The following is a 24,717-nucleotide window of genomic DNA, read 5'->3' as shown; positions in this document are numbered from 1 at the left end:
GGAGGCCGGTGCCGGGCGGTTTCCACCCGGCACCGGCCGGAGTCAGGCCGGATGCCGCGCGTACCAGTCCCGGCATCCGGCGAACTGCTCCTCGAACCCGGGCCCGGGCGCCTCGCCGGACCGCTCCCACAGCTTGCGTCCGTCGTACCAGTGGTCCTGGGTGACGAGGGCGTACTGATGGTCGGAGATCGAGGGCAGGGCACGCCCGAGGCGGGACCGGTGTTCAGCCGGGGAGATGTCACCCCGCGGCAACGGCAGCCCCAGCACACGATGCAGAGCGAGCAGCAGCCGGCCGACGGGCAGCGGACGCGGATCGGCCGCATGGTAGATCTCGGGACCCTCCGCAGCCTCGAGGTCGCAAGCGAGCGCCGCCACGCAGCGCGCCAGGTCCCGTACGGAGATCAGCGACATGAGCGGCCTCGTCTGCGCGGGCCAGTCCGGGACGGCCGTCAGCATCCGGGCGAGGTTCGGGACCACCCAGCGGTCGCCCTCCCCGTAGACCAGGTGCGGCCGCAGCACGATGCCGCCGGCGTCGAGGACGGCGGACTCGGCACGCAGCCGGGACTCACTCGCCGGGGACTCGGGGCGTGGTGTGAGCTCGCCTTCGCTCGCCCCGCGGTGCGGGCCGGTTCCGTACACGGACGCGGTGCTCATGTAGATGACGCGCGCGACCCCGGCGCGCCGGGCCTCGTCCAGCAGGGCCAGGGCACCGAAGTGGTTGACGGCCTGGCAGCGGTCGGGATCGCGTCCCACATAGGAGGCGGTGTGCACCAGCGTCGTGACGCCCTCGCACACCCCGCGCAGCGTCTCGGGCCGGGTGAGATCGGCGCCGATGTGCCGCACCCCGCCGGAAGGGTGAGCGGCCGGTCCGCCCCGGGACGACAGCACCCTCACCTCCGGGGCTTCGGCCGGCTCGGCACGGGACCGCAGCGCGCGCACCACGGCGCCCCCGATGAAGCCGGTGCCTCCCGCCACCAGGACGGTGCCCGTCGCGCGCGCTGCAGGGATCAGTGCGGTCATTCGCCGCTCACTCCCCGGCTACGGCGAGGATCCCGACCCGGCAGGTGCCGACCTCGCTGCCGTCCTGGAGGAACCGGACGGTGAGGGTGTGGCGTCCCCTGCCGTCATGCTCCGGCTCGTCCGCGGACACGAGGCAGGGTATGTCGAACTCGACGTAGCGCCTGAACTGCGCCTCGCAGGCGACCAGCAGTCCGCCGGGCGCGCCCAGCGCCAGCAGACCCGCCTGCCGGGCCGCTTCCATGAGCACCATGCCGGGCACATGGTCCACCGGGTGGTCGAAGAGCACCGGATGCTCGGCGACGATCCGCAGCGGGTGGGCACCGGCGACGGCTGATGCGCCCAGCACGACGTCGGACTCACAGTCCCGGCCCACGAGCCGGGGGTCGACCGGGGCGACCGTGGTGTGCGGCGGGCGAGCGTCGATCCGGTCGCCGCGCAGCCGCCGGTAGACCGCCGGTGACGTGACCTTCCCCCTCAGCCGGCCGCTGCCGAGCCGCTCCCCGTCACGATGGGCGACGACGTCGTAGGCGTAACAGCTGACCATCCCGGCACGGCGCTTGATGTGGCTGAGGCGCATGTCGAGCAGCACGTGGGCAGGGCGGGCAGGCCGGGAGAGGCGTACCCGCTCCTCGGCGACCTCGAACGCGGTGGACTCGGTGAGGAAGCCGACGCCCATGGGAACGTCGAGAGCTTCGTGGGCTAACAGCAGGCAGGCCTGCCGAATCGTTTCGGCGAACAGCATCGGATCGTGCCAGCGGTCGTCGACCGAGCCGTAGTAGCTGTGCGTGCGGGACCACTGCGCACCGAGGCGGTGCTCGTCACGAACGGTCTGCCACCCGGTCAGCAACACCTCGGACACGGCGGCACGGTGCACGAGGCTGCGCGGGACGGTCTGTTCGAACAGCTCGGGACCGCACTGCTGCGCTTCTTCGAAAAGCGGACGGTCGGCTTGCAGAAGGGCATTCATCTTGTCTCCCGGCGATGGAAGCTGAAGTGACGAGCACGCTCTGATAAGGGCCGATAGGGAATCGAAGGCACTACGAGTATCGGTGACCCCGCGTCAAACAATACTAGTCGAATGGTATTCTTCACCTGAAGTGCAGAAAGAGTTTGCACGCTATGGATCGTGGTGATCATCAGACGGGCGGAAGACCGTCTTCCGCACCGCGGTGGGACGGAGAACCGACTGTGGCGACGGGAAGCAGAACACGGCAGGAGCGGGCGGAGGTCACGCGGCAGGCGATCCTGGACGGCGCGGCCACCGCGTTCGACGCGGCGGGATTCGGCAGTACCAGCCTCACCGACATCGCCCAGCACTCCGGTGTCACAAAGGGAGCCATGTACTTCCACTTCCAGTCGAAGGAGGCGCTGGCCCGGGAACTGGTGGCGGAACAGTTCGAACTGCTCCCCGACGGCGCCGAATCCGAACTCCGCGCCCTGCAGCGGGCCATCGACCTGACACACCGGATGGCCCACGGCCTGCGCTCCAGCACGCGGTTGCGGGCCGGCATCCGGCTCGTCATAGAGCTCGGCTCGTTCGCGGCCCCCGATCCGACGCCCTACAACCAGTGGATCGATTCCGTCCGCGACATGGTGGCGAACGCCCAGGGCGCCGGGGACGTCAAGCCCGAGGTCAACATCGGCGACCTGTCGGCCTACATCGTGGGGGCGTTCGCAGGCGTGCAGATCACCTCGCAGGTGCGTACCTCCCGGGAGGACCTGCACGACCGGGTCGCGGACATGTGGACCTGGCTGCTGCCCGGGATCGTCCCGGCTCGCCGCCTCGCCCGGTTCGCGCCCGCGGGATCCGTGGAACTGTGGACCGCGATCAACGGCGGCGCGACCGCGGACTGAGGTGCCGACCGCGCTGCCGGGTGCCGACCGCGGGCGGGGGGCGGCACCGGTTCCTTCCACTCCGTGGGCACCGTCACAGCCGGGATCCGCCCGAGGCGTCGATGCACTGGCCGGTGATCCACCGAGACGACTCGGAGGCCAGGAAGGCGACGATGTCGGCCACATCGGACGGCTGTCCCAGCCGGTCGAAGACGGACCACGACGCCAGTTCCGCCGCCGCTTCCCTTGTCCGCCGCTTCCCTGCGTTCATGTCCGTCTCGACGAATCCGGGCCGGACGGAGTTCACCGTGATGGCGCGCGCCCCGACTTCCTTGGCCAGCGCCAGGGTGAAGGTGTCGACCGCCCCCTTGCTCATGGAGTAGACGCAGGACTCCGGATAGGCGATGCGGGCCGCCGCCGACGAGACATTGATGATGCGGCCCCCGTCCGGCATGCGCTTCAACGCGCGCTGCGCCATGAAGACCAGGGACTTGGTGTTCACTGCGAAGATCCGGTCGAAGAGCTCCGGCGTCACCTCGTCGATGCGGGCGGACCCGCTGACACCCGCGTTGTTGACGAGTACGTCCAGGCCCGAGCCCGAGCCCGAGCCCGTGCCGTGCCGTACCGCTCCGGCGTCGAACTGGGCGTACAGACTCTCCACTCCCCCGGGTGCGCCCAGGTCCGCTCGAATCGCGAAAGCCCGTCCGCCGCCGTCCCGGATCGCTCTGAGGGTTTCCTCGGCCGCGCTCTCGTCCTCGCGGAAGTGCACCGCCACCACAGCGCCGTCCTGCGCCAGCTTCCGCGCGATGCCCCGCCCTATCCCCCTGCTCGCTCCCGTGACCAGTGCCGTTTTCCCCGCCAACGCGCTCACGTTTCCTCCCCCTTGAGATCTGCCCCGGATCCCGGCCGTGGCAGTTGTAGCACCGCCCGTGACTTACGACGTGACAGCGGGCGCCGTGGTCCTGACGCGCCGGAGGCCGTCCGCGGACGCGATGGCCGGAAGCACCAGTTCCCACAGGGATTCGAGCCACTTGTCGCTCTCGTCCTCGGACACTCCCATCCACGCCAGTGTCTCGACGCCGCAGACCACGGCGGTGACCAGCGTGCGCGCGGACACATCGGCGACGTCGGCGGCCAACTCGCCTTTCTTGCGCGCCTCTTCGATCACCTGCCCCAACTGCCCCAGCCACAGCGGGTAGAAGTCCATGGGGGCCGAACCCCCGGCCGTCCGCTCCCGCGCGATCCGCACGCCGGCCCTGATGAAGGGGTCCGAGCGCAGCAGACGGCTCAGGGAGTGCATGGCGTTCACGACGACCTGAAGGCAGGACTCCTCGGCGCAGGACAGGTCCGCGATCACCATCTCCAGGATGTCCTGGCCCCGCCTCTGCACGGCAGCCGCGAGATCGTCCTTGGTCGGGAAGTGGAAGAACAGCGCCCCCTTCGTGACGCCGGCCGCTCGACTCACATCACCGAGCGTCGCCTTGACGAAGCCGTGGAGCGCGAACTGCTCGGCTGCCGAGACGATCAACTTCTCCAGTGTGCGTTCCGAGCGCTCTTGCTTCGCCATCCGTTGGTCCCCCCACCTAGAGAGCGGGCCGACGAGACGTATCCCCATACGCCCGCTGGCTGCACCGTCGGTCCCGCCTGTCCCCGTCTGCCTCTCCCGGTCTGCACAGCACTCGGCGGACCGGGCGCGGCTCCCGCCTGTGAAGCAGATTAGAAACCGGTCGAACGACTTGTCAACCGAAAAACCGGTCGACTGGCTTACGAAAGTCCCCACGAGGCCTCTGGGGCGAGTTGTTCGCCCCGGTCGCTGCGCGCGCACCGAGGACGACCGCCGCACCCGCTCCGCCTGGCCGAGACGGCCGGAACCATCGCGGTGGGTCGGCGTCCGGACCCGGTCAGGAGTTCCGGTTCCGCCTTTTCTTCCGCGATGCTCTCCACTCACCTCCAGGCGTCGACCGAGAAGCTGCCGCCCGCGGGGCCTCGGACAACCGTGGCGGTCAGTTCCCTCACGCGGTCGGCAGGTATCACAACGCCCGGGGCCTGGAAGATCCATTCCATCGTCTTGTCCAAGCTCACGTCCTTGGGCACTTCCCCGTAGTAGGCCTTGCCGTAGACGGGCGTGCCTGGTTCGCTGCGCCAGCTGTCGGCGAGCGTGCCGATGTCCACCGCGTCATAGCCGAGGAGGTCGAGCAATTCCACGACCTCCGCCTTGGCGGCGGCATCGTCGCCGGCGATCGGCATGGCACTGCGGTCCGGCGCACCCGAGGGGCGGGCCAGGCTGAACAACTGGCTGGAGACGATGTTGCTGGCCGCCTTGACCACACGGGAGTCGGCCAGGTGGCGCTGCACCAGCTCGCTGGTCGTCAGCTCGTTCGCGTCCAGCTCGGTGATGCGGCCGTCGCGCTCCGGGTAATAGTTCAGCGTGTCGATCACGATCTTGCCCGACAGCGGCTGGGCCGGGATCTTCTCGTAGGCGCTCAGCGGGATGGACACCACTACCAGGTCCCCGGCCTCGGCGGCCTCGGCGGGAGTGGCCGCCCGGGCGCGGGGGCCGAGTTCGGCGACGAGACCGGTGAGGGACTCGGGGCCGCGGGAGTTGCTCAGGACGACGTCCAGGCCTGCGGCGACAGCAAGGCGGGCCAGGATGCCGCCGACGTTGCCACTGCCGATGAAGCCGAGTGTCTTGCTCATGGTGCTCTGTTCTCCCATGGGATGAGGAAATGCCGGACGGGCCACAGCTACGAACCGTAACCGGACCGGCCGGTCACTTTAGCTACCGTACCACCTAACCGGACCGCTCGGTCATGTTGCGTAGAGTGGACCCATGAGCACTGAAGAAGAAGCCGTTGCAGCGCCGCCCGCGCGACGGATGAGAGCCGACGCGGTGCGGACGCGCAAGGCGCTGCTGAAGGCTGCCGCGGAGGTGTTCGCCGAACACGGCGCGGAAGGGTCCATCGCGCAGATCGCGGCACGGGCGGGTATCGGAAAGGGAACCGTCTTCCGGCATTTCCCCACCAAGGAGGACCTGTTCGCCGCGATCATCTGCGAGGAAATCGACGGGCTGGTGACAGTGGGCCGCCGGCAGGCCGAGCAGGCCGACGCCGACGCCGCCCTGCTGCAGTTCATGAGCGCGGGCGTCGATCTCTACGCAAACAACCGGGCGCTCGCGGAGGCACTCCGCATGGTGTCGGATGTCCGGCACCCGGAGATACAGGCCGGACAGGAGCAGCTGATCGCCACAGCCGAGTCACTGGCGCGGCGGGCGCAACGCGACGGCTCACTCCGTGCGGACCTGAACGGGCAGGACGTGATGCTGCTGATCTGCGGCGTCTACTACACCGCCGCACCCCTGCTGGCTGCCGATCCGTCGGCCTGGCGGCGCTACCTGCGGCTCACCTTCGACGGCATGTGCGCCACCGGCACCGGGCCCCTACCCCCGGCACTCTTCCACGACTCCTTGCTGCCGACGGTCCGGTAGGCCGACCGGCATGCGCCAGAAGGTCACCGACGCGGGCTGCCGACACAACCGAATCCGGCTCCTACAGGCCTCCGCTCTCCGGAGCTGGGTGCCATGGCCAGGTCACGCTCTCGCGGACTGTCGGCCGCGACGGGGAGCGCGATGCGGTCCGCACTTCCCGCCGGCTTGTTCCTGTGCGCGAACGACTCGGCTCCGATCGAGTTCCACGCCTTGACGATGGGCCGGCCCAGCTGCTGGGCAGCCCACACGCTCTCGGCCTGGCCGGCCTCGATCGCCGCGATTCCGTTGTCGCGATGCGGGATGTAGTTCGACGTGTCGATGACAACCGTGTCGGCCGGCACGTTGGCTATCAGTGGTGCGACCTGCGGAATGCGGTCGAAGGGGATGGAGAGGATCACGGCGTCGACGTCCACTACGGCTTCCGCCGCGGTCACCGCGCGTCCGCCCGAGGACAGCACGTCCGCCTCGATCGTCTCCGGGCCGCGCGAATTGGCCGCCTTTACCTCGTGCCCGGCCACGCTCAACCGCCTGGTCAACGTCTTGCCGATGTTCCCGGCGCCGAGAATGCCGATCTTCATGGTGAAACTCCTTGTCCGGAACGGAACCCCGGTTTCGGTGACCGGGGTTCTTGGAGCTGCGGGCCGGCCGCGGACGCGGTGGTGCGGGTGAGTAATGGCGGCCTTGCCGACGTGAGCGCCGTTCTTCGTGTTCGTCGTGTGTGTTCGCGGCGTGCCGGCGTTGCCGCCCTCGTGCCGTCGCGTGGGCGAGAGCGGCGTCGGGTGGCTCAGCGGTGGGCGGCGCGGTTCATCTCGACGACGTCGTCGACGGTGGGGTTGGCACCGAGGGCGGCGAAGCGCTCCGGCAGGCTGTCGCGGATGGCCGCGTCCTTGGCGCGGTCGGCCGCGGCCAGGGCCGCCGGCAGCTCGTCGAGGGTCAGTTCGGTGCAGTAGGCGGGGCCGTTGGGCTGCTGGCGCCAGGAGTCGGCCAGTGTGCCGGCGTCGTAGGGGTCGAAGCCGGTGTCGTCCACCAGGCTCATGGCCACCTTCCGCGCCTCCTCGAAGTCGCCGGCGACAGGGATGGCGAGGCGGCCGGGCGTTCCGGCCGGGACACCCTTGGTCCGCTGGGTTTCTGCCAGCGCGGCGTTCCACGCCTTGACCACGGGGCGGCCGAGCAGCTCGGCGGTGTACACGCTCTCCACCTGGCCGTTGTCCACCGCCTCGATCGGCTCGCTGAGCATGCCGGGGTAGTAGTTCGAGGTGTCGATGACCACCGTCTCGTCGGGCACCGACGCGAACAGGTCCGCCAGCTGGCCCGCCACCCCGAACGGGATCGACAGGACGATGACGTCCCGGCCCTGAACGGCGTCGGCGAGCTCCACCGCGCGGGCCCCGGACTCCAGCACCTCCGCCCGGACGGCCTCGGGGCCGCGGGCGTCGGCCACCTGGACGTCGTGACCCGCCGCGCTGAGCTTGGCGGCAAGGTTCCCGCCGATGGCACCGGCTCCTATGACAGTAATTTTCATGATTTGTTCCTTCGGAGATTGTGGAGATTGTGCCGCCCCTGAGGGCAGCGCGATGTGATGGCCGGGTGGTGGTGCCGCCTGGCGTTGCGGAGGCGGGGCGGGGCGCCTGGTGGTTTACGCCTGGGTGTCCTGTTGGCGGTAGCCGCTCGCGATGAGCGTGCGGAGCCGGTCGAGCGACTCCTCCTCGGTGCCGGTGCCCTTGATCCAGGCAATGGAGCAGGCCGCGAGGAACAGGTCGTTCCCCCGCACCGACGTGCGCACGTGCCCCGCGAGCTGCGCGGCTCGCACGTACTGATCGGTGGCGGAGATGAGGATGCCGCAGGGGATGGTGAGCGGGTTGTCCGGCTCCTGTGCCCGGGCCGCGGCCATGAGCGGGTCAGGCAGCCCGCTGAAGGCGCTGAAGTACTCCTCCATCGCGCGCAGCCACTGTTCCAGCGCCTCGGCCGGGTCGCCGAGCCGCTCGATGTCCGCCTGGCGGGCCACCAGCTCCTCGGAGCGCGTGTGCAGCACAGCCGCGAGCAGCGCCTCCCGGGTCGGGAAGTGCCGGTACAGGGTGCCGGGCCCGACGCCCGCCTCCTTGGCCACCGCCTCCAGGGAGGTGCCGACCCCGTGCCGCAGGAAGTGCCGCTGCGCGGTCTCCAGAAGGGCCGCGCGGTTGCGCTGGACGTCCGCGCGGGGCTTACGCCCCCGCTGCTCACCGGCGCTCATGCGCCCTCCCGTCTGCCGTGATCCCGCGGCCGCATCGAAACGGATGCTGCCTCCGCATGCAGTCGAGAGTAAAACGGAGGCGGCATCCGGTCAAACCGGCGGTCCGACCACGGGAGCCCGGACAGTGCGGGGGCCGACCTGTCTGGCGGCAGAGCGCGGGGCAGAAGCCGTGCCGGCTGCACCATTCCAGGGTGCCCTTGTCCGGCCCCTGGGGCGCGAGCCCGGCCCGGTCCCCGGTCCGGGACGTCAGGGGGTGAGCTGTTGGTGTCCTATGACGGAGAGCAGTTCGAGTTTGCTGTGGCTCTCCGTGCCGGGGCGGGTGGTCAGCACCACCAGGGTCTGGGCGCGGTTCTCGGTGTACAGGAGCTGGGCGTCGACGTCGATGCGGCCGAGTTCGGGATGCAGGAGGGTCTTGCAGTCGCCGTAGCGGGCGACCTCCTGCAGTTCCCACATGCGGACGAACTCGGGGCTGTGTTCCTGGAGTTCGGCGAGGATCCGGGCGGCTCGGGGGGTGTCGCTGCCGGCAGTCAGCGCGGCCCGCAGGCGTGCTGCCTGGGCGCGGCCGTGGCTTTCGTGGGTCTCCTCGGGATACACGAGACGTTCGGCCGGGTCCATGAACCAGCGGTAGTAGCCGCTGCTGGCCAGACCGGTGTGGCGGGTCTGGTCGCCGAGCAGGGCGACGGCCAGGGGGTTCATGGCGAGGGTGTCGACCAGGTCGGTCGTTACCAGGGCCGGGGTGTCGTCCAGGCGGTCCAGGACCCGCATCAGCGTCGGGCTGACGTGTTCGGAGCGGTGGAAGCGGGCCGGGGCGTTGTGGCCGATGAGGACGAAGAGATGGTCGCGTTCGTCCAGGGTCAGCCGCAGCGCCCGGGCGAGAGCTTCGGTGATCTGCACGGAGGGCTGCGGAGCACGCTGCTGTTCCAGCCGGGCGTAGTAGTCGGTGGACATGCCGGCGAGCTGCGCGACCTCCTCGCGGCGCAGCCCCTGCGTACGCCTGCGCGGCCCCTCGACCAGCCCGACGTCGCGGGGCCGCAACATCTCACGCCGGTGCCGCAGGAATTCCGCCAGTTCCTTCTTGTCCATGCCCCCCATCCTCACCGCATCCCGCCCGGCTATCCAGAGACCGCCGATCCATGGCTGAGCAGTCCTCTCCCGCTCGCGCGAAGCCGCTCGTACGGCCGACGCCGAGGGCGCGCGCAGCCGGAAGACCCGATGGTCACCGGACCTGCATGACCCGCTGGGACATGCGCCGACTGTCCGCGGTGCACCGCAGGCCGTCGGCATGGAAGACGGGCCGCCGCGACGGTCCCCGTCGAGGACACCCAACGCTTTGACCGGCCCCGGGCCTCGTCGCCCGGCCGAAACGACGATGTTCGCCGTGTCAGACGGCCGCTCGCGTGCCCCTCGGCGCTCAGGAAAGAGCCGGTCGCCTCCAGTGCGACGGCCGGGGCGCAGCCGAAGGCGCTTCCTGACCGTTCCGCGTCTTTGGTGAGGACCTCCCCGAGACTGGTCCAGCTCGCGTTCGCCCATGATGTGGCCGGCACGGGGCCCGCCCGCGTGCTGTTGTTCCGCCTCGGTCAATACAGGTCGGTCAGCTGCCGGTGAGCATGGCGAGGACGTCGTCGTAGGAGCCGTTGGCCACCGCGTCCCGGAGGAACCTGGCGCGCTCGACGACGAGCTCCTTCGCATCGGGCTTCTCGCGCAGCAGGCCGAGGGCCTCGGTGAGGAAGTCGTCCAACGGCATGGCGTGGTCGTTGTCCTGCTGGCCCATCAGGGTCGTGCGCACGGGCGGCGGAACCACCTCGATCACCTGGACGCCGGCGTCGGCACCGGCGAGCTGGATGCGCAGGCTCTCGGAGAAGGAGTGCAGCGCGGCCTTGGTCGCGCTGTAGGTCGGCGTGACCGGGTACGGGACGAACGCCAGCGCGGAGGTGACGTTCAGGACGGCCGCGTCGCCCTTGCCCACCAGCAGCGGCAGGAAGGCATACGTCATCCGGATCGCGCCCAGCAGATTGACCGCGACGTGATCCTCGGCGACCTGGAGTCCGGCCGGGTCGAGGACGCTCTCCAGCAGCTGCATGCCGGCGTTGTTGACCAGGACGTTCAGCCCCGGGTGGCTCGCCGCCACGCTCTCACGGGCCCGGGCGATCGAGTCGGGGTCCGCGACATCGAGGACGAGCGCGTCGATGCCCGGGTGCTCGGCCGTGATCTCGTCGAGGAGTTCCTTGCGCCGTCCGGCGACGATCACCTTGTTGCCGGCCTCGTGCAGGCGCAGGGCCAGACCGAGGCCGATGCCCGAGGTGCCGCCGGTGATCAGGATCGTGTTGCCGGTCATCTTCATGGAGGTCTTGCTCCTTCGGTACGGCGGGCCGGTGACCGCCCGCAGCCCCGACCGTAAGAGCGCCGGCGCAGGGGCGGGAGAGGAAGGTTTGTCCATGGATCGGCGGTCTCTGCCTCGTGAAGAGAACGCCGGCCGTCGGGCCGGGTCCTGCAGAAGCTGGACGGGGGCCGCCGGCCGAGCAGTCGCGCAGGCGCATCGCGTCGACACGCTCGCCGACGAGGGCGCCGTGCAGGAGCTCATCGCGCGCTCACGCAGCGACTTCGCGCAGGCGAGCCTGCTCGTCCTCGAGACCGCCTGGTCGATCGACCGGCACGGCGCCAAGAGCGCGTGCTGAGACAGCAGCCGTAAAAGTCGCCGCGCCACCGTCGCCACCGCTGTCATCGACCGTGCCATCGACGGCACGCGTTGCGCTGAGCGCCTGCACGTCACTCACCATCTCGCCGCGCCCGTACACGAGGGCACCGCAGGCGCGGTCGAGGCTCCAGACCGACCCCAGAGCCGCGGGCTTTGTGGGTCGCAATCCGAAAGCTTCTCGACCGATGTGACAAGGCGGGTCGAGACCGCTGACCGTGAGGTCACGTGACGACTACGAGACCAGCACACTGCGGGGCCACCTTGGCGTGCCCGATCAGTACGGACTCGGCCCGCGCCTGGCGTCCAACTCCTGAGCCCGCGTGCAGTCTGAGTTCGATCATTGACCTCGCTGCTGTTTCAGGCGCAACGAGCCTCGTGACGCCCCATCAGAAGCAGCGTCGAACGAGCGTCAGGACACGTCCCCCACCGCCCCCTCACGAAGCCGAGGCAGAGCGTTCATCGCCCGCACCCCGCTGTTCGAAGCAGCAGGTGAGGCATGTGACACGAGCCTGCGACGCACTCCACGCGATGGACTGAGGGAATATGTCGGGCACACCTCGACGCACCTGAGCAGTCCAGGAAAACCGCAGGTCAGAGCGCCTTTGAAGCCGGTTCGAGAATCGCCACACACTCCACATGCGCGGTCATCGGAAAGATGTCGGCCTGGGCGAATCACAGAAAAGACCAGGTCAGAGCCGAATTATCGACTCTCTGTTCCGGGTGCAGGCGCCCAGAGCGTCAAATGAGCGTCATGACCAACAGTCCATCCCTCCTCTTCGGGCGGACGGGGCTGCTACGACCAGCTCACCTGCACGAGCCCGCTCCCACTCACTCCCGACGCAGGCTCGCACACAGCACATCAATGACCCGCACGGCTTCTCGGACCGCCATAATGGAGTCATGCCCTCCAGCCCACAGTCCGCCACACCCACGCCGAGCAACCTCTCGGGCGCGGTTGCCGAGGATCTCGCGCTGTACCGGGAGAAGTTCCGGCTCCGGCTGCCGGAGTCGCTGGACGAGTTGCACGGCCCGACCCAGGGGGTCGTGGAGCTGCCGCTGCACATGGCCTGGTCGGGGATGACCTCGTACGACATGAGCAAGCCGCGCCAGCGTATGGGCCTGTACCGCACCGTCCTGCACGAGGGTCTGCGCGACGACTTGCCCCGGTACCTCAACCAGGATCTACTCCTCCGGCTGTGGCCGGTGCTGCGCACACTCGTCGGCCGTACCGTGCGCGCCGTATGGGAAGACGCCTTCCCTCAGCTCGCCTCCCGCACCCGGGCGGCCGCGTGACGGACATGCCGGAGCTGCACACACGGCTCCTGGCGGATGTGATCGCCCTCGGTTCCCCGTATCCCCTGGTTCTCACCGGCGGGTATGCCGTACGGGCGCACCGCCTCGTGAACCGCCCAAGCCAGGACCTCGATGTCGCCACCGAGAACCCGGCGCCCATGGCCGATATCGCCGCCACGCTCCGCACCGGCCTGGAAGCCCGCGGCTGGAAGGTCCACGCGCTGGAGACCGCCCCGCTGTCCGCCCGCTTCGCCGTGACCGACCCGGCCTCCGGGCAGGAATGCGAGGTCGACATCCTCAAGGAGATCTTCTGGCGGCCGGTCGCCCAGAGCCGGTACGGGCCCGTCCTCGCTGAGGAGGATGTGATCGGGACCAAGGTCCGCGCCCTCGCCGACCGCGGAGCGCCCCGTGACCTGATCGACGTGTTCGCGGCCTCCGGCCGCTGGACCAATGCCGAGCTCGAGGAGTTCGGCCGCCGCCACGCCCGCGGCCGCTTCGAGCGCGAGGACCTGCAGTCGAACCTCACGGGCGCCGAGTGGACCGACGACGAAGCCTTCACCGCCTACGGCCTGGACGAGGCCACCATCAGTGCTCTGCGCACATGGGCCTTGGAGTGGGCCGACGACCTCGCGACCCGGCTCCACGAAGAGGCCGGTGATCCGGACATCGACTGATCCCGTCCAGACGAGAGCACAGCTGCAAACGAGGTCGCGAGCTTGTCACACCGAGCACGCCGGGCAAGCTTCGGTCCCATCCGGGCAGGTGACCAACTGGGGTCATCTCTCGTGCGCCCTACGAACCTGGCCTCCAGAGCCTCGGCCGTAGGGAAGGCGGCGTGGACAGGGCAGCGCGCCGCCGGGATACGTACGCCGTGTCCGGCGTCATCCGGACGCGCGGCCCGTCATGGGACGACCCTAGCAAGGGCCAGAGCGTACCTCGCCGTGTCTGGTCGGCTATTGACAAGGCGACCGGCCGCTCGGACATGCGGGCGGCCGGACCGTTGTCACGCACCGTCACATGCGGATCGTCACGTACTGGCGCAACAGCGGTTCCAGGCGCAATTGGGTGTCCTCGCGGTCGAACACGAGAAGAACCTAGAGGCGTTGACGATCCACCGCCCCTCGTCCTCGTCCTCGTCCTCGATCGCGAGCGCCTCAGCATTCACCGCGCGCTCCAAATCGAAAGGGCCGTCCCTGAACTCGTCGTTGAGGGGCCGGTACCCAGCGGCAAGCAGCGGGTCCGCGTACACGCCGGTCGCCTCGGCCAAGGCGCGAGCCTCGGCCCGGTCCGCGCGTAGGTTCGCCAGGCGGCGCAACACCTGGTCGGGGCCGCCCGGTTCGCATGCAGGCGATGTGCTCCGCCGGCCAAGAGCGGCCAGCCGCCGGTCAGCTCGTGGAGACGGTCCAGGCGGTCCTCCGTGGGAAATATGTTGACACGCTGAACCCAGCCCCGCAGGCTGCGGCGGTCGTGACGGCGCAGGACCACCGGGGCGGCCGAGATGGGTTCGGTTCCGGTCAGCAGGGTCCGCCACAGGGCCAGTTGGGTTGTGTCGGTGACAAGGACGACCGCGCGGGTGACTCCCGGGGGTGACGGGCAGTAGCGTCTCGGCCAGGTCAACGGCCTCCCGGCAGGTCTTGTGTCGGACTTAAGGCCCTTGAGTTTCTTGGTCTGGTCGAAGAGCGGGGCGCCCACCTCGAAGAACTGGTCGCAAACAGGTGACGGCGGCTCCTTCCGAAGAAAGGAGGAGGGAGCCGCCGTCAACGCGCGCGCAAGCGCCCGGTACTACTCCACAGCCGACACCAGTCGGTGTGCCGCTTCGGCCCCACCAGGGGTCGGATCGTCCAGCAACCGCTGGTACACCTCCCGGCCGGCCAACACCGCACGCCTGCTCTCGGCTTCCCAGGCGACCTTCTCCTGGTACTGCTGGGCGTCCCTTCCCGATGCTGCCGAAGCCGTTGACTCCCACTGTCTCGCCGAGTGAATGCTGGCCAAAAGCTCCAGAATCTCCGCTCGTCGGGAGACGGCGGACTCCCCCGCCAGCTCTGTCAGGAAGGGCACGACGTGAGGAGTCGCCCCCGAAACGACGAACCCCAAGGCGCATACCCGGTCACTGAGTTCGTCGAGTGCCGGACTCGCGCAGTCATGGCTGCCCCAGGCCAGGATGGACAGCAGCGCCGGGATACCCCGAGCCGATCCATGCAAGTCCGAGAGCTCCCCCCAAGGCACCTGGGAGACCCTCTTGAGTATGCGCCCCACGACTACCCTCCGTGCATAACCGTGATACGAAGCCGGAACGTCACAGCCTGGCACATGTCGCATCCCGGCAGCACTTGCCTGCTGCGCCGGTGCCCGAACGGTTTGTGCACCACCGCCAGGCAGCGCGGCCATCGGATGCCCAGAGCGCGTCGATGTTCCCTCAGGCGGGCGGCGAGGAAACCGAGGGCAGAGCTGGGTACGTGTCCGTCAGGCCAACCGCCCAGCTGACGCGAGAGGTCGGAAAGGGCTCCCTACGTTGTTCTGTGGGATGCGGTGAGCCCTTCGTATGGTTGACCCACCCAGGGGTGCCGGGTGTGGTTCAAAAGGCTCTGCCGCTTGTGGCTTTCAGTGATTGGCCGCCCGGCGCCCCACGACGACTCGGTTGCCAATTAGGAATTGCGAATGATCGCTGAGTAGGGAATCGACAGCGAGGTCGTCCGTCGGGAGGCAACAGCACCACACCGCACGGAGGCACCACATGGCCATGATCTGGGCCGGCATCGACGCAGGAAAGACCCATCACCACTGTGTCGCGATCGACGAGAGCGGCCGTCGGCTGCTGTCCCGACGCGTCGCCAACGACGAACCCGAAATCCTCGAACTACTCACCGATGTCTTGGCCCTGGGCGACGAGGTGACCTGGGCCATCCACCGCGCCTCCGAGAGCTACCGCGGCGAAGGCAAGACCGACGCCAAGGATGCTGCCATTATCGCCGACCAGGCCCGCATCCGCCGCGACCTGCACCCCTTACGCACCGGCGACGAGACCGTCACCGACCTCAAGATCCTCACCGGCCGTCGCGCGGACCTGGTCGCCGACCGCACCCGCACCGTCAACCGGCTTCGCGCCCAACTCACCGACATCTTCCCCGGCCTGGAGCGGGCTCTGGACTTGACCAACACCGGCCCGCTCACCCTGCTGACCGGCTACCAGACCCCGGCCTCCCTGCGCCGGACAGGCAAGAAGAGGCTCGAGACCTGGCTGCGCAACCGCAAGGTCCTCCGCTCTGACCGGCTCGCCGAGACAGCTCTGGAGGCCGCCGGGCGCCAGCACACAAGCCTACCCGGCGAGAAACTGACTGCTCAGATGGTGCACACGCTCGCGCGGGAAGTGATGACCCTCAACCAGCAGGTCGCCGAGCTCGACAAGGCGATCGAGGCCCTGTTTCGCGAACATCGGGACTTCGAAGTGATCACCAGCATGCCGGGCCTGGGCGTGATCCTCGGTGCCGAGTTCCTGGCCGCGACCGGCGGCGACATGAGTCTCTTCGGCACTGCTGACCGCCTCGCCGGCTTTGGCGGCGCTGCCCCCGTGCCCCGCGACTCCGGCAAGATCAGCGGTAACCTCCGCCGCCCGCGCCGCTACAACCGCCGACTCCAACGAGTCTTCTACATCTCCGCGTTGTTCAGCATCCGCCACTGCGAGGACTCCCGCCGGTTCTACGACCGCAAACGCTCCGAGGGCAAGCGTCACATCCAGGCCGTCCTCGCCCTGGCCCGCCGCCGCGTCAACGTCCTCTGGGCACTCCTACGCGACGGACGGACCTACGAACTCGCGCCACCAAGCACACTCGCGGCTTGACAGACCGCATTAGGAATCACTATGAAAGGGACGTAACCGTCAGTCCTCCCCCAGCAGCCCGAATTCCTCGGGAAGAGCGAGCATGGATCGCTGCCTGACCGGGTCGGTCTCTGACTGCGCGGCGGTGTGAATCAGCGTGACGAGCTTCGCGCGACCCTCAGGGGTCAGTTCCCTGGCCATGGCCGCCACAGGCTCGACCAGCGCTGCGGCGACGTCCGGGTCCAGCTCGTCATCGTCCATAAGGTCGATGGAAACCAGCAGAGTCGCGAAGGCCCTCGCCATGAACTGCTCAGCGTTCATCAAGGTACGACCCTCACTCTGACAGTGGTGATCATGAGCGAGCCGAGGCCCCGGCGTGCTCTTCTGGCTTCACTCGCGGTCGGTACTTCCCAGCGGGCTGTGTAGCCGTTCTGCTGAAGCGCCAGCGACTGCCGAATCTGTCGACGGGTTCCACAGGGTATGCGGGAGCTCGGCATCGGTCCGCTGGCATGCGCTTCCTTCGCCTGTCGGCGGGCCATCTCCATGCGGATCACACAGTGTTGCGAGCCGTCCGTGATGCCGCGGCGGCGAAGCTCGCCGAGGGCGAGCGATCCTATGCCGCCGTACTCGCGCTGCACGACGCATGGAACTTGCGGCGGAAGAAGTGCGACACAACCACCAGGTCGTCATCGACGCCGACACCCGCCTGATCGTCGTGCTCGGAGCCCTTTTCCCCCGCCCCTGGACGGAGAACGATCGTATGGCTGCCCCTTTCGAACCAGACGATTCCAGGCATCGCATACCAGCGCAAAGCGACTGCGCACCGGCCAAGCCGGCTGGTCGCCTCGTCTACCGCCAGCGTTGATTCCGACTCGGTGGAAAGGGGCCGAACAGAACGTCGTACTCCCCGGTCTCATCGAGAAACACGTCGCCGGGATCGGCACTCTGCACAGACGCGTGGAGGCGGTCCACCAAGGTCAGCACGGACTCAATCGCCAGACCGAGCGCACCGGCCGCCTGGGTCTGCGCAAGAACGGTATTGGGGGAATCCGCGAGCATATCCCGTTGAAGAAAGGAAGCAGCCGCCCTCATGGAGGACAGGTCGCCATTTTCGGAGTACTTCAAACAGTCTCGCCAGTAAGGCAGTCCAACTACTAGACAGAGGGCCTCAGCAAGATCCGCGCCAATTATTCCGGCCTCTCCCTCACTACTGGCATACCACACGGGACGGACGACGCTCTCACTATACAGATAATATCTGCCACCCGTAAAATCCCCGGCGATCACTTCAAGGCGCTTCCCTGAGGAAATCCGCGGGGCGTCTACATAATCGGCGCGTCGGACATCAAATTCAAATGTATTCGCAAGAAGCACTGTGAGAGCCTCATCCTCACGAATACGCGCTAGCAGATCAACAGACTGAGACATGTCGTAACGATAACAGACGGCCAGTCGGCCCGGAACGTGCGACCGAAGGTCGCCTGCGGCGTAGGAAATTCCAGCACCGCAGGCGCCCTCTCGGAACTAGATCATGCCTATTTTTCGGTAATAGGCCAGCAATCTTCGGATTCCCGGGTTGAAATAGCCGGGATCCCCGTGCTGCAACTGTCCTATCCTGCGCATGTCCCAGATGTCACGGGCGAGAACAGTGCGGAACGGAAGGCCGGCCTCAATCCGCTTCGTCCTACGTCCCCGGCTCTTGTAGGTTCTCGTCAGAGCATGGTCGGCGGCCGTCATCACAATGGCCCCTCCCTCATTTCTGGCGAGGAAACCAAGACCGTCCTGAGGCATGTGGTGGGCCTCCAGACCATCACCGGGCTGACCAGGATTGAGGTCTCCGAAACGGCCCGCGTCATTCACCGCGACGGTCTTGCAAGTGGCGTTGTGCACCAGGACCGGTGTGGCCCCCGCCGCCACGTAGTACGTATGGACGTCGGTGACCGTGAGGTTGTGGACCGTTGCCTCCCGGGCCGTCCACGCCTCGACCGAACTGATCTGAACCCAGGTGCCAGAGGTCGTCCGGACCCACTGACCCGGCTTCAGCTCACCCGCGTCGACCCACTCCCGCAGGGACGGCACCCAGAACCGGTGTCCGGCCGTCGCGGTGACCGTGGTGGTCGCCGTCTTGGCGGTGGAGCCGTCGTGGATCTTCAGCGTGATGCGGACGAGATCCTTGCTGCCGTGACCCACGATCGTCGCCGCGGTCGTCTGGACGGAGGTCTTGCCCGTCTCCGGGTCGGTGGCGATGACCTTGTCACCGGGCCTGACCTTCTCGATCGGCTTGGTCGAGCCGTCGGCCATCAGCACCAGTGTTCCGGGCCGGAAGCTGTTCGCTTCGCAGGCCCCCTCCTGAACCTGGCCCTGTGCTTCGTCCTTGACGGTCTCCTTTGCCTCTTCCCGGACCTCCTTGGCAACCTTCTTCACCGCCCGCTTCACCTGCCGAGGCTTGGGCCTCGGCTTCGGCTGGGAGCGGGGCTTGGCGCGCGGCTTCGGGCGGGCCGCCGCCTTGCGGGCCGCGGCTCTGCGGGCCGCTGCCTTCCTGGCCGCCTGGGCCGCGCGGGCCCTCGCCTGGGCAGCCGCTCTTCTCGCCGCCGCCCGCTTGGCCGCCGCTCGGGCCGCCGCCCGCTTGGCAGCCGCACGCTTGGCCGCCGCCGCCTTCCGGGCCGCCTCACGGCGGGCCTTGGCCGCGGCGCGCTTGGCCGCCTCCAGGGCACGCTTGCGGGCCAGGGCCGCCGCCCGACGGGCCGCCGCCTGGGCCGCCTTGCGGGCCGCGATGATCGCCGCGCGGCGGGCCGCCGCGCGGATCGCCGCCTGGATGGCGATACGGGCCGCGATCCCGATCAGGATGGGGAAGAACTCGCCCGACGGGTCGGAGAAGGTGGCCGGGGCGTTGTTGCTGTAGGCGTACGGGTTCATCGTGGCCGGCTGACCGTAGTCGACCATCGGGTCGACCTGGATGAACCGTCCTGTGGCCGGGTCGTAGTCACGGGCACCCAGCCGGGTCAGCCCGGTGTCCTCATCGACCGTGCCACCCACGAAGCCGCGCTGTCCGGGCCAGGACTCGGGTTCCAGCCCCCGTGTCTCGCCGAACGGCATCGACTTGCGCCGCGTGACGCGCATCGCCGCGTCGGCCATGTCCACGACCGTGTGGGACGTGCCGTGGTGGTCGGCGAGCATCATCTGACGGATCCCGCCGGTCGCGCGGACCATCGTGGAACCGTCCGGCAGCGGGTAGAAGCGTTCCGCCTTCGCGCTGGTGTTGGCCGCGTTGACCGTCAGTTCCGCGTCGGCGAGGTAGAGCGTGCGGCTGCCGTCCGCGCCGGTGCGGATGAGGCGTTCGCCGTCCGCGCCGTACAGGTACGACGTGGTCTTCGTGCCGCCGCCCTCGACGGGCTGGGTCACCTTGCGGAGCTGGCCCTCGATGTCGTACTCGAGGGTCTGGTTGGTGCCGCCGTGCTGGCGCCCGGTGGTGTTGCCCGCCTTGTCGTAGCCGAAGGTGGCCAGGGTCTCGCCCTTCGGGCCGGTCGACTTGACCTCGGCCAGCGCGTTCGGACCGCCGACACCCTCCTTCCCGTAGACGTAGTCACGGGTGACGTTCTTGGCGGCGTCGCCCGTGGTGTCGTGCTCGACGAGCTTGGTGCGGTTGCCGGCCGCGTCGTACTGGAACGACTGCCAGTACGCCTCCGGACCGCCGACGGTGTCCTTCGTCGGCGCCGCCGCGCAGTCGTCCGCCGTCTTCGACGTCCAGGCGGAGGTCATCTGCCTGAGCTGGTCGTAGACGAAGCACTGCGTGTCGGTCTTGCCCGCGTCGCCGGACGCGCTGCCGGGCACGTCGGTGATCCTGGTGACGTTGCCTGCCTCGTCGTACCCGTACCGTGCCTCGTTGATACGCACCGGGCTGATCGAGCGGTCGAAGGTGGCCGTCTGCAGGCGACGGGTGAACTCGTCGTAGACGTAGGTGCCGTACACCTGCTTGCCCGCCGGTCCCGCGTCGGTGCGCAGGATCTCGCCGAACGCCGAGTACTGGGCGTTCGCGAGGTACGTGGACGCGCCGCCGACGAAGATCGGCAGGTCGTCGGTGTTGTAGCGGAAGACGATCCGCTCGGTGACCAGACCGCCCAGGCCCGGCACGGACACCCAGGCGAGGTTGCCGGTCGGCGTGTAGGAGTACTCGTACTCGTACGTGCCGGCCACGCCGGTCTCCTCGGCGGGGATCACCGTCTGGGACTTCTTCACCCGGTAGGCGTTGTCGTAGTCGGTGACCTCCTCCCGGTACTCACGGCCGCCCTCGTAGCGGATCTGCGCGGTCGGCAGACCCTTGTAGAGGGAGTCGTAGGTCCACTCCAGGCGCTTGGGGCCGGTCGCGCTCCCCTCGCGCAGGGTGGTCGGACGTCCGCCGACGTCGTAAGTGGTGAACAGGGACCGGCCCAGCGGGTCGATGGTCTCCACCACGTTGTCGGAGTTGTCGTACCGCATCTCGGTACGGCCGCCGTCGGGATCGATCGAGGCCGTCTGGCGGCCCCGCTTGTCGTACTCGAAGGTGGTGACGGCGCCGCCGGGGGCGGTCACCTTGCGGAGGTTGTCGAGGTCGTCGTACTCGTAGACGGTGTCCCGCCACTTCGTACGCGCGCTGTCGGTGTACTCGCGCAGCCGCTCCACGCGGCCCTCGGCGTCCTCGAAGGTCGCCGTGACCGTGTCGCCCTTCGGCGGGATCGTCGTGGAGACGTCCCCGTCGCGTTCGGTGGTGGTGCGCAGCTTCTCCGTGCCCCGGTACCAGGACGCCTCGGAGGTGGGCTGGCCCAGGCCGTCGAAGGTCACCCGGTTCTGGGAGGTGACGTCCTGGTCGCCGACCGAGAGCAGCTCGGGCGCGGGGTCGTCGTTGTTGTAGTAGCCGTCGTTCTCCTTCCACACCCGGCCGGCGCTGTCGTAGAAGACGTCGTTGACGATCCGCCCGGCGCCGACCGCCTTGTCCTGGGTCTGCCGCTCGCGCAGCAGGCCGTCGAGGATCTCGTACGACACGGCGTACTGGCCGTTGTCCTTGAGCGTGCGCGAGGTGACGATGGTCGGGCCGTCGCGGCGGACGGTGTAGTCGTACGTGGCGGTGGGCGTCTGGGTCGCCGGGTCACGGTCGATCTCCCAGACCTTCAGGAGACGGCCCAGCGGGTCGTACTCCATCGTGGCCTTCTTGCCGTTGGCGTCCTCCTCGGTCAGCGGCAGGCCGCGGACATCGTCGAACACCGTGGTCTCGGTGTGCTCGAGCGGGTCATGGGACACCTGCTTGGTCGGCCGCGCGACAGTGACCGGCGTGTACTCGATCCACGTCTTGCGGTTGTCCGCGTCCCAGGTCGCGGTCTCGCGGCCGTGGATGTCGTACGCGGTCTTGTCGATGGTGACGTAGCCGTCGCCGGTGCCGTTCAGCTCCTGCACCTCGGTGGGCAGGCCCTTGGTGGGGGCCGCGCCGAAGGCCAGGTTGTCGTAGAGCGTGCGGGTGTCCTCGACCACCTCGCCGCCGGTGGTGCCGCAGGCGCCGAGCGTCGTCTTCTCGCGGGACTCCGACTCGATCAGGTACGCGGTGGTGTTGCGGGCGTAAGTGATCGTGGAGCAGCGGACCTTGCCGCCGGGGCTCTTGTCCTCCACCTGGTACGGCAGGCCGTAGCTGTCGTACTTGGTGGTCTCGGTGGAGGTGCGCCAGGTGTCGCCCTTGACGCGCTCGCGGGTGCGGACGGTCTCCGGGCGGGCCATCCACGCCTCCAGCGGCGTGGTTCCGGCACGGGTCCGGGTGGCCGTCTTCACCGCCCAGGGGGTGGTGACGGTCGCGGAGTCGACGGGGCCGCCGTCGGAGGCGTAGGTGATCTGCTCCAGCAACTGGCCCTGATAGTGCGCCAGGTCGTCGTGGTTCGTGCCGTCGCTGGTGGTGACGGTGGACGACCGGGTGCCCGAGGGCATCTTGTCGCCGTGCAGGCCGCGGAAGTAACGGTGCTCGGTGAGCTGCTTGACGTCGTCTGCGCCGCCCTGGCGGGTGCGGACCCGCTCGTAGCCGCGGTACTGCGACCAGGTGCGGTGCTTGTTCTCGGTGAACTCGCTGTCGTCGAACGCCCATCCCGCGCCGCCGAGGAACTCGTACGAGGTCACCTTGGCGGGACTGTCGGTGACCAGGTCCTCCTCGCGGACCTCGGTGACGAGGTACTTGTGGAACCAGTCCTTCACCGGGTTGAGGGCGCCCTTGGGCGTCCAGTACTGCGGGAAGCAGCGCATGGTGTTGGACTCGGGCGACGCCGGCATCCGCTTCGGCTCCAGCGCCTGGCAGTCGCGCGGCGAGTACGTGACGCCGATACGGCCGCCGGTCTCGGTGTCGATGGCGTGGACCCGGTAGCGGGAGAAGGGCGGCAGGCCCTCCACCTTGTCGACGCGGTTGTCCATCTGCAGGCCGGAGAAGGTGACCTTCGGCATGGCGGCGTTCCCACCGGCGCCGTGCCCGGTACGGGCGACGGACTCCAGCCACAGCGCCGGCGAGGTGCCGTCACCGGTGGCCGGGAAGGACTGGTCCAGCGCCCAGGAGTCGACCGGCTTCAGCGCGGTACCGGACAGCACACTGGTGCTGATCTTCGTCAGGCGCTTGGTCGACCAGAACGTCGGGGAGTACTTGTCGGTGCACTTGGCCCCCGACGCGCACTCCTGGTCCAGCGGGGTGTCCGGCCAGCGCTTGGCGTTGGCGGTGGTCCGCTTGGCCTCCGCGCAGTCGAACGCGGCGTCGGCGATGCACCGTTCGGCCAGCGTGAACGCGACCCGGCCGGCCGGCAGGACGCCGAACAGCTTGTCGGAACGCAGGCCGTAGTCGATGCGCGAGAGCTGCGCGTTGCGGTCGTAGGACGCCTGCTGGTCGGCCTTCATGTTCTGGCCGTAGTAGTTGGCCCACTTGGTCCACCACAGGGTCATGGCGTCACCCAGCGGGTCGACCACGTAGTCCAGGTTCCAGCGGTAGACCTGCTTGCAGTCGGAGTCCATGAACGCGGTGGCGTGGCACGGCTCGCCCGGGTGGTTGCCGAACACCGGCACCGTGAGTGCCGAGTTGGTGACCGTGCCGTCGGGCGCGCCCGGCAGCTTGTTCAGGCCGAAGTGGTACTGGGTGCCGTCGGTGGTGGTCAGGACCCAGTACTCACCGTCCTTCGAGCCGTTGGCGGCGCCGCTCTTGCGCTGCAGGCGGGAGCCGTCGTCGTCGGCGGGACGCCACTCGTCGGTGCCGTCCTTCTTGACGAGTTCGGTGGTGTTGCCGCCCAGCGACATCACCACGTGGTCCGAGCCCCAGCACAGATCACCGCTGTCACCGGTGTTGTTCGGCTTCTTTCCGTCGACCTCGCCCTTGTCGTCCGAGCAGGAGCGGTAGCGCCGCTCGATGAAGCCCGGCTCGTAGTCCCAGCCCTCGGCAATCCACGAGGACTGCGCGCTGGTGGAGGCGGTACGGCCGTCCACGGCCTGCGAGGAGTAGGACAGCTCGACCTCGGGCTGCGGACCGCCGGGAACCTCGGGAGCCTCGATCGGATACGTCCAGGAGAACCCGCCGGATGACGAACCGGCCATCCACGAACCGGAGGGCGACAGTGAGGTGGCCTCGTGGCTGCCACCCGGCCCGGAGGCCGCGGCCGTCGCGGCGAACACGGTGGGTGCCGCCGCCAGGTCGGCGGTGCCGGTGACGTGCTGTGCGGCCGGGTCGTTGGCGCCCGGCAGCGCGGTGCGGGTACGGCACTTCTCCAGCTCGGGCGTGGTCAGCGCACAGGCCGGCAGGCGGTAGAGCCGGAGCCGGGAGCCCCAGTCACCGCCGTACGTGTCCCTGATCGACGTGTAGTCCAGCTGCAGCTCGACCGAGCCGGAAGCGGCGGTGGCCGGACCGTCGTCGGCCGGCGCGGCGGTGAAGACCACGCCTCGCACGCCGACCCGGTCGGCCACAGCCCGGTCCTTGACCTGGACCTGGACGGCAGTGCCGGGGTCTGCCGCAGCGCGCTTCGGGGCAGCGCCCCGGGCGCGAACACCTGGGCCGCTACCGGTGGTCGACGCCTTGGCCGAAGCCTGACGGACCCTCACGAGGTGCTTCCGCAGGCCGGTGTCGCCGGCGAACCCGTCCACGGCGGTGCCGTTGGTCAGCGGCGCCCGCCGGGGCAGCTTGTTCTCGCGGTCGGTGACGAGAGTCGTGAAGGTGTCGGCCGCGGCCTTTCCGGCCGACGGCCGGAAAACACCGTCGGCGTCATTGCGCACCTTCGGGCGTTCTTTGTCGAAATCCCTGCCTGGGACGGACTTTTCGCGCTGTATGTCCCCGAGTCGGGTTTCCCCGTCGGCCGCACTGGCATCGT

General features: G+C 68.8%; 21 protein-coding genes. 6 read left to right on the top strand and 15 right to left on the bottom strand.

What is annotated here, in order from left to right; genetic code table 11:
* Positions 1–42: 42 nt before the first annotated feature.
* Both ACZ5XS_RS03615 and ACZ5XS_RS03610 read right to left on the bottom strand, forming a co-directional pair.
* Positions 43–1,020 (bottom strand): NAD-dependent epimerase/dehydratase family protein, encoded by a 978-nt coding sequence (locus ACZ5XS_RS03615; protein ID WP_468647550.1) that lies wholly within the window; start codon positions 1,018–1,020, stop codon positions 43–45.
* Positions 1,021–1,027: 7 nt separating this feature from the next.
* Positions 1,028–1,987, bottom strand: a complete 960-nt coding sequence (locus ACZ5XS_RS03610) for a ScbA/BarX family gamma-butyrolactone biosynthesis protein (RefSeq protein ID WP_468647549.1) — start codon at positions 1,985–1,987, stop codon at positions 1,028–1,030.
* 221 nt (positions 1,988–2,208) lie between these two features.
* Between ACZ5XS_RS03610 and ACZ5XS_RS03605 the strand changes: the two genes are divergently transcribed.
* Complete coding sequence (locus ACZ5XS_RS03605) at positions 2,209–2,874, top strand: ScbR family autoregulator-binding transcription factor (RefSeq protein ID WP_468647548.1); 666 nt, start codon at positions 2,209–2,211, stop codon at positions 2,872–2,874.
* Between the two features lie 73 nt (positions 2,875–2,947).
* Here the strand turns inward: ACZ5XS_RS03605 and ACZ5XS_RS03600 are convergent, their stop codons facing one another.
* From ACZ5XS_RS03600 to ACZ5XS_RS03590, 3 genes are all read right to left on the bottom strand, one after another.
* Entirely contained in the window at positions 2,948–3,724 is a 777-nt protein-coding gene (locus ACZ5XS_RS03600; RefSeq protein ID WP_468647547.1) for an SDR family oxidoreductase, read from the bottom strand.
* Between the two features lie 63 nt (positions 3,725–3,787).
* On the bottom strand, positions 3,788–4,420 hold the full coding sequence (locus ACZ5XS_RS03595) for a ScbR family autoregulator-binding transcription factor (RefSeq protein WP_468647546.1): 633 nt from the start codon (positions 4,418–4,420) through the stop codon (positions 3,788–3,790).
* Positions 4,421–4,797: 377 nt separating this feature from the next.
* Complete coding sequence (locus ACZ5XS_RS03590; RefSeq protein WP_468647545.1) at positions 4,798–5,550, bottom strand: NADPH-dependent F420 reductase; 753 nt, start codon at positions 5,548–5,550, stop codon at positions 4,798–4,800.
* 133 nt (positions 5,551–5,683) lie between these two features.
* On the opposite strand from ACZ5XS_RS03590, the gene ACZ5XS_RS03585 reads away from it, so the two are divergent.
* Complete coding sequence (locus tag ACZ5XS_RS03585; protein WP_468647544.1) at positions 5,684–6,337, top strand: TetR/AcrR family transcriptional regulator; 654 nt, start codon at positions 5,684–5,686, stop codon at positions 6,335–6,337.
* Positions 6,338–6,360: 23 nt separating this feature from the next.
* Here ACZ5XS_RS03585 and ACZ5XS_RS03580 read toward each other — a convergent pair whose 3' ends face one another.
* From ACZ5XS_RS03580 to ACZ5XS_RS03560, 5 genes are all read right to left on the bottom strand, one after another.
* Complete coding sequence (locus ACZ5XS_RS03580; RefSeq protein ID WP_468647543.1) at positions 6,361–6,915, bottom strand: NADPH-dependent F420 reductase; 555 nt, start codon at positions 6,913–6,915, stop codon at positions 6,361–6,363.
* A 206-nt stretch (positions 6,916–7,121) separates the two neighbouring features.
* A complete protein-coding gene (locus tag ACZ5XS_RS03575; protein WP_468647542.1) occupies positions 7,122–7,859 on the bottom strand; it encodes an NADPH-dependent F420 reductase in 738 nt (245 codons plus the stop codon).
* 114 nt (positions 7,860–7,973) lie between these two features.
* Positions 7,974–8,567: a TetR/AcrR family transcriptional regulator gene (locus ACZ5XS_RS03570; protein ID WP_468647541.1), complete on the bottom strand. Its 594-nt coding sequence runs from the start codon at positions 8,565–8,567 to the stop codon at positions 7,974–7,976.
* 246 nt (positions 8,568–8,813) lie between these two features.
* The gene (locus ACZ5XS_RS03565) at positions 8,814–9,650 is read right to left on the bottom strand and encodes a helix-turn-helix transcriptional regulator (protein WP_468647540.1); all 837 of its coding nucleotides are present in this window, start codon (positions 9,648–9,650) and stop codon (positions 8,814–8,816) included.
* A gap of 508 nt (positions 9,651–10,158) precedes the next feature.
* Positions 10,159–10,908, bottom strand: coding sequence for an SDR family oxidoreductase (locus ACZ5XS_RS03560; RefSeq protein ID WP_468647539.1), 750 nt, complete (start codon positions 10,906–10,908; stop codon positions 10,159–10,161).
* Between the two features lie 94 nt (positions 10,909–11,002).
* Here ACZ5XS_RS03560 and ACZ5XS_RS03555 point away from each other — a divergent pair, with 94 nt between their 5' ends.
* From ACZ5XS_RS03555 to ACZ5XS_RS03545, 3 genes are all read left to right on the top strand, one after another.
* Positions 11,003–11,242 (top strand): hypothetical protein, encoded by a 240-nt coding sequence (locus ACZ5XS_RS03555; RefSeq protein ID WP_468647538.1) that lies wholly within the window; start codon positions 11,003–11,005, stop codon positions 11,240–11,242.
* 920 nt (positions 11,243–12,162) lie between these two features.
* Entirely contained in the window at positions 12,163–12,555 is a 393-nt protein-coding gene (locus ACZ5XS_RS03550; RefSeq protein ID WP_468647537.1) for a hypothetical protein, read from the top strand.
* A gap of 5 nt (positions 12,556–12,560) precedes the next feature.
* The gene (locus ACZ5XS_RS03545) at positions 12,561–13,229 is read left to right on the top strand and encodes a nucleotidyl transferase AbiEii/AbiGii toxin family protein (RefSeq protein WP_468647536.1); all 669 of its coding nucleotides are present in this window, start codon (positions 12,561–12,563) and stop codon (positions 13,227–13,229) included.
* Positions 13,230–13,582: 353 nt separating this feature from the next.
* Here ACZ5XS_RS03545 and ACZ5XS_RS03540 read toward each other — a convergent pair whose 3' ends face one another.
* Positions 13,583–13,822: a hypothetical protein gene (locus ACZ5XS_RS03540; protein ID WP_468647535.1), complete on the bottom strand. Its 240-nt coding sequence runs from the start codon at positions 13,820–13,822 to the stop codon at positions 13,583–13,585.
* A 515-nt stretch (positions 13,823–14,337) separates the two neighbouring features.
* Positions 14,338–14,811 (bottom strand): hypothetical protein, encoded by a 474-nt coding sequence (locus ACZ5XS_RS03535; RefSeq protein WP_468647534.1) that lies wholly within the window; start codon positions 14,809–14,811, stop codon positions 14,338–14,340.
* A gap of 478 nt (positions 14,812–15,289) precedes the next feature.
* Here ACZ5XS_RS03535 and ACZ5XS_RS03530 point away from each other — a divergent pair, with 478 nt between their 5' ends.
* A complete protein-coding gene (locus tag ACZ5XS_RS03530; protein ID WP_468647533.1) occupies positions 15,290–16,393 on the top strand; it encodes an IS110 family RNA-guided transposase in 1,104 nt (367 codons plus the stop codon).
* 39 nt (positions 16,394–16,432) lie between these two features.
* On the opposite strand, the gene ACZ5XS_RS03525 is transcribed toward ACZ5XS_RS03530, so the two are convergent.
* The 3 genes from ACZ5XS_RS03525 to ACZ5XS_RS03515 all read right to left on the bottom strand — a co-directional run bounded on the left by ACZ5XS_RS03525 (position 16,433) and on the right by ACZ5XS_RS03515 (position 24,622).
* Complete coding sequence (locus tag ACZ5XS_RS03525; RefSeq protein ID WP_468647532.1) at positions 16,433–16,693, bottom strand: hypothetical protein; 261 nt, start codon at positions 16,691–16,693, stop codon at positions 16,433–16,435.
* A 528-nt stretch (positions 16,694–17,221) separates the two neighbouring features.
* Positions 17,222–17,800: a hypothetical protein gene (locus ACZ5XS_RS03520; RefSeq protein ID WP_468647531.1), complete on the bottom strand. Its 579-nt coding sequence runs from the start codon at positions 17,798–17,800 to the stop codon at positions 17,222–17,224.
* 96 nt (positions 17,801–17,896) lie between these two features.
* The gene (locus tag ACZ5XS_RS03515; RefSeq protein WP_468647530.1) at positions 17,897–24,622 is read right to left on the bottom strand and encodes an RHS repeat-associated core domain-containing protein; all 6,726 of its coding nucleotides are present in this window, start codon (positions 24,620–24,622) and stop codon (positions 17,897–17,899) included.
* Positions 24,623–24,717: the final 95 nt, after the last annotated feature.

This window comes from Streptomyces sp. NPDC033131, assembly GCF_055578365.1.
This window is presented reverse-complemented; position numbering and strand designations above follow the sequence as displayed.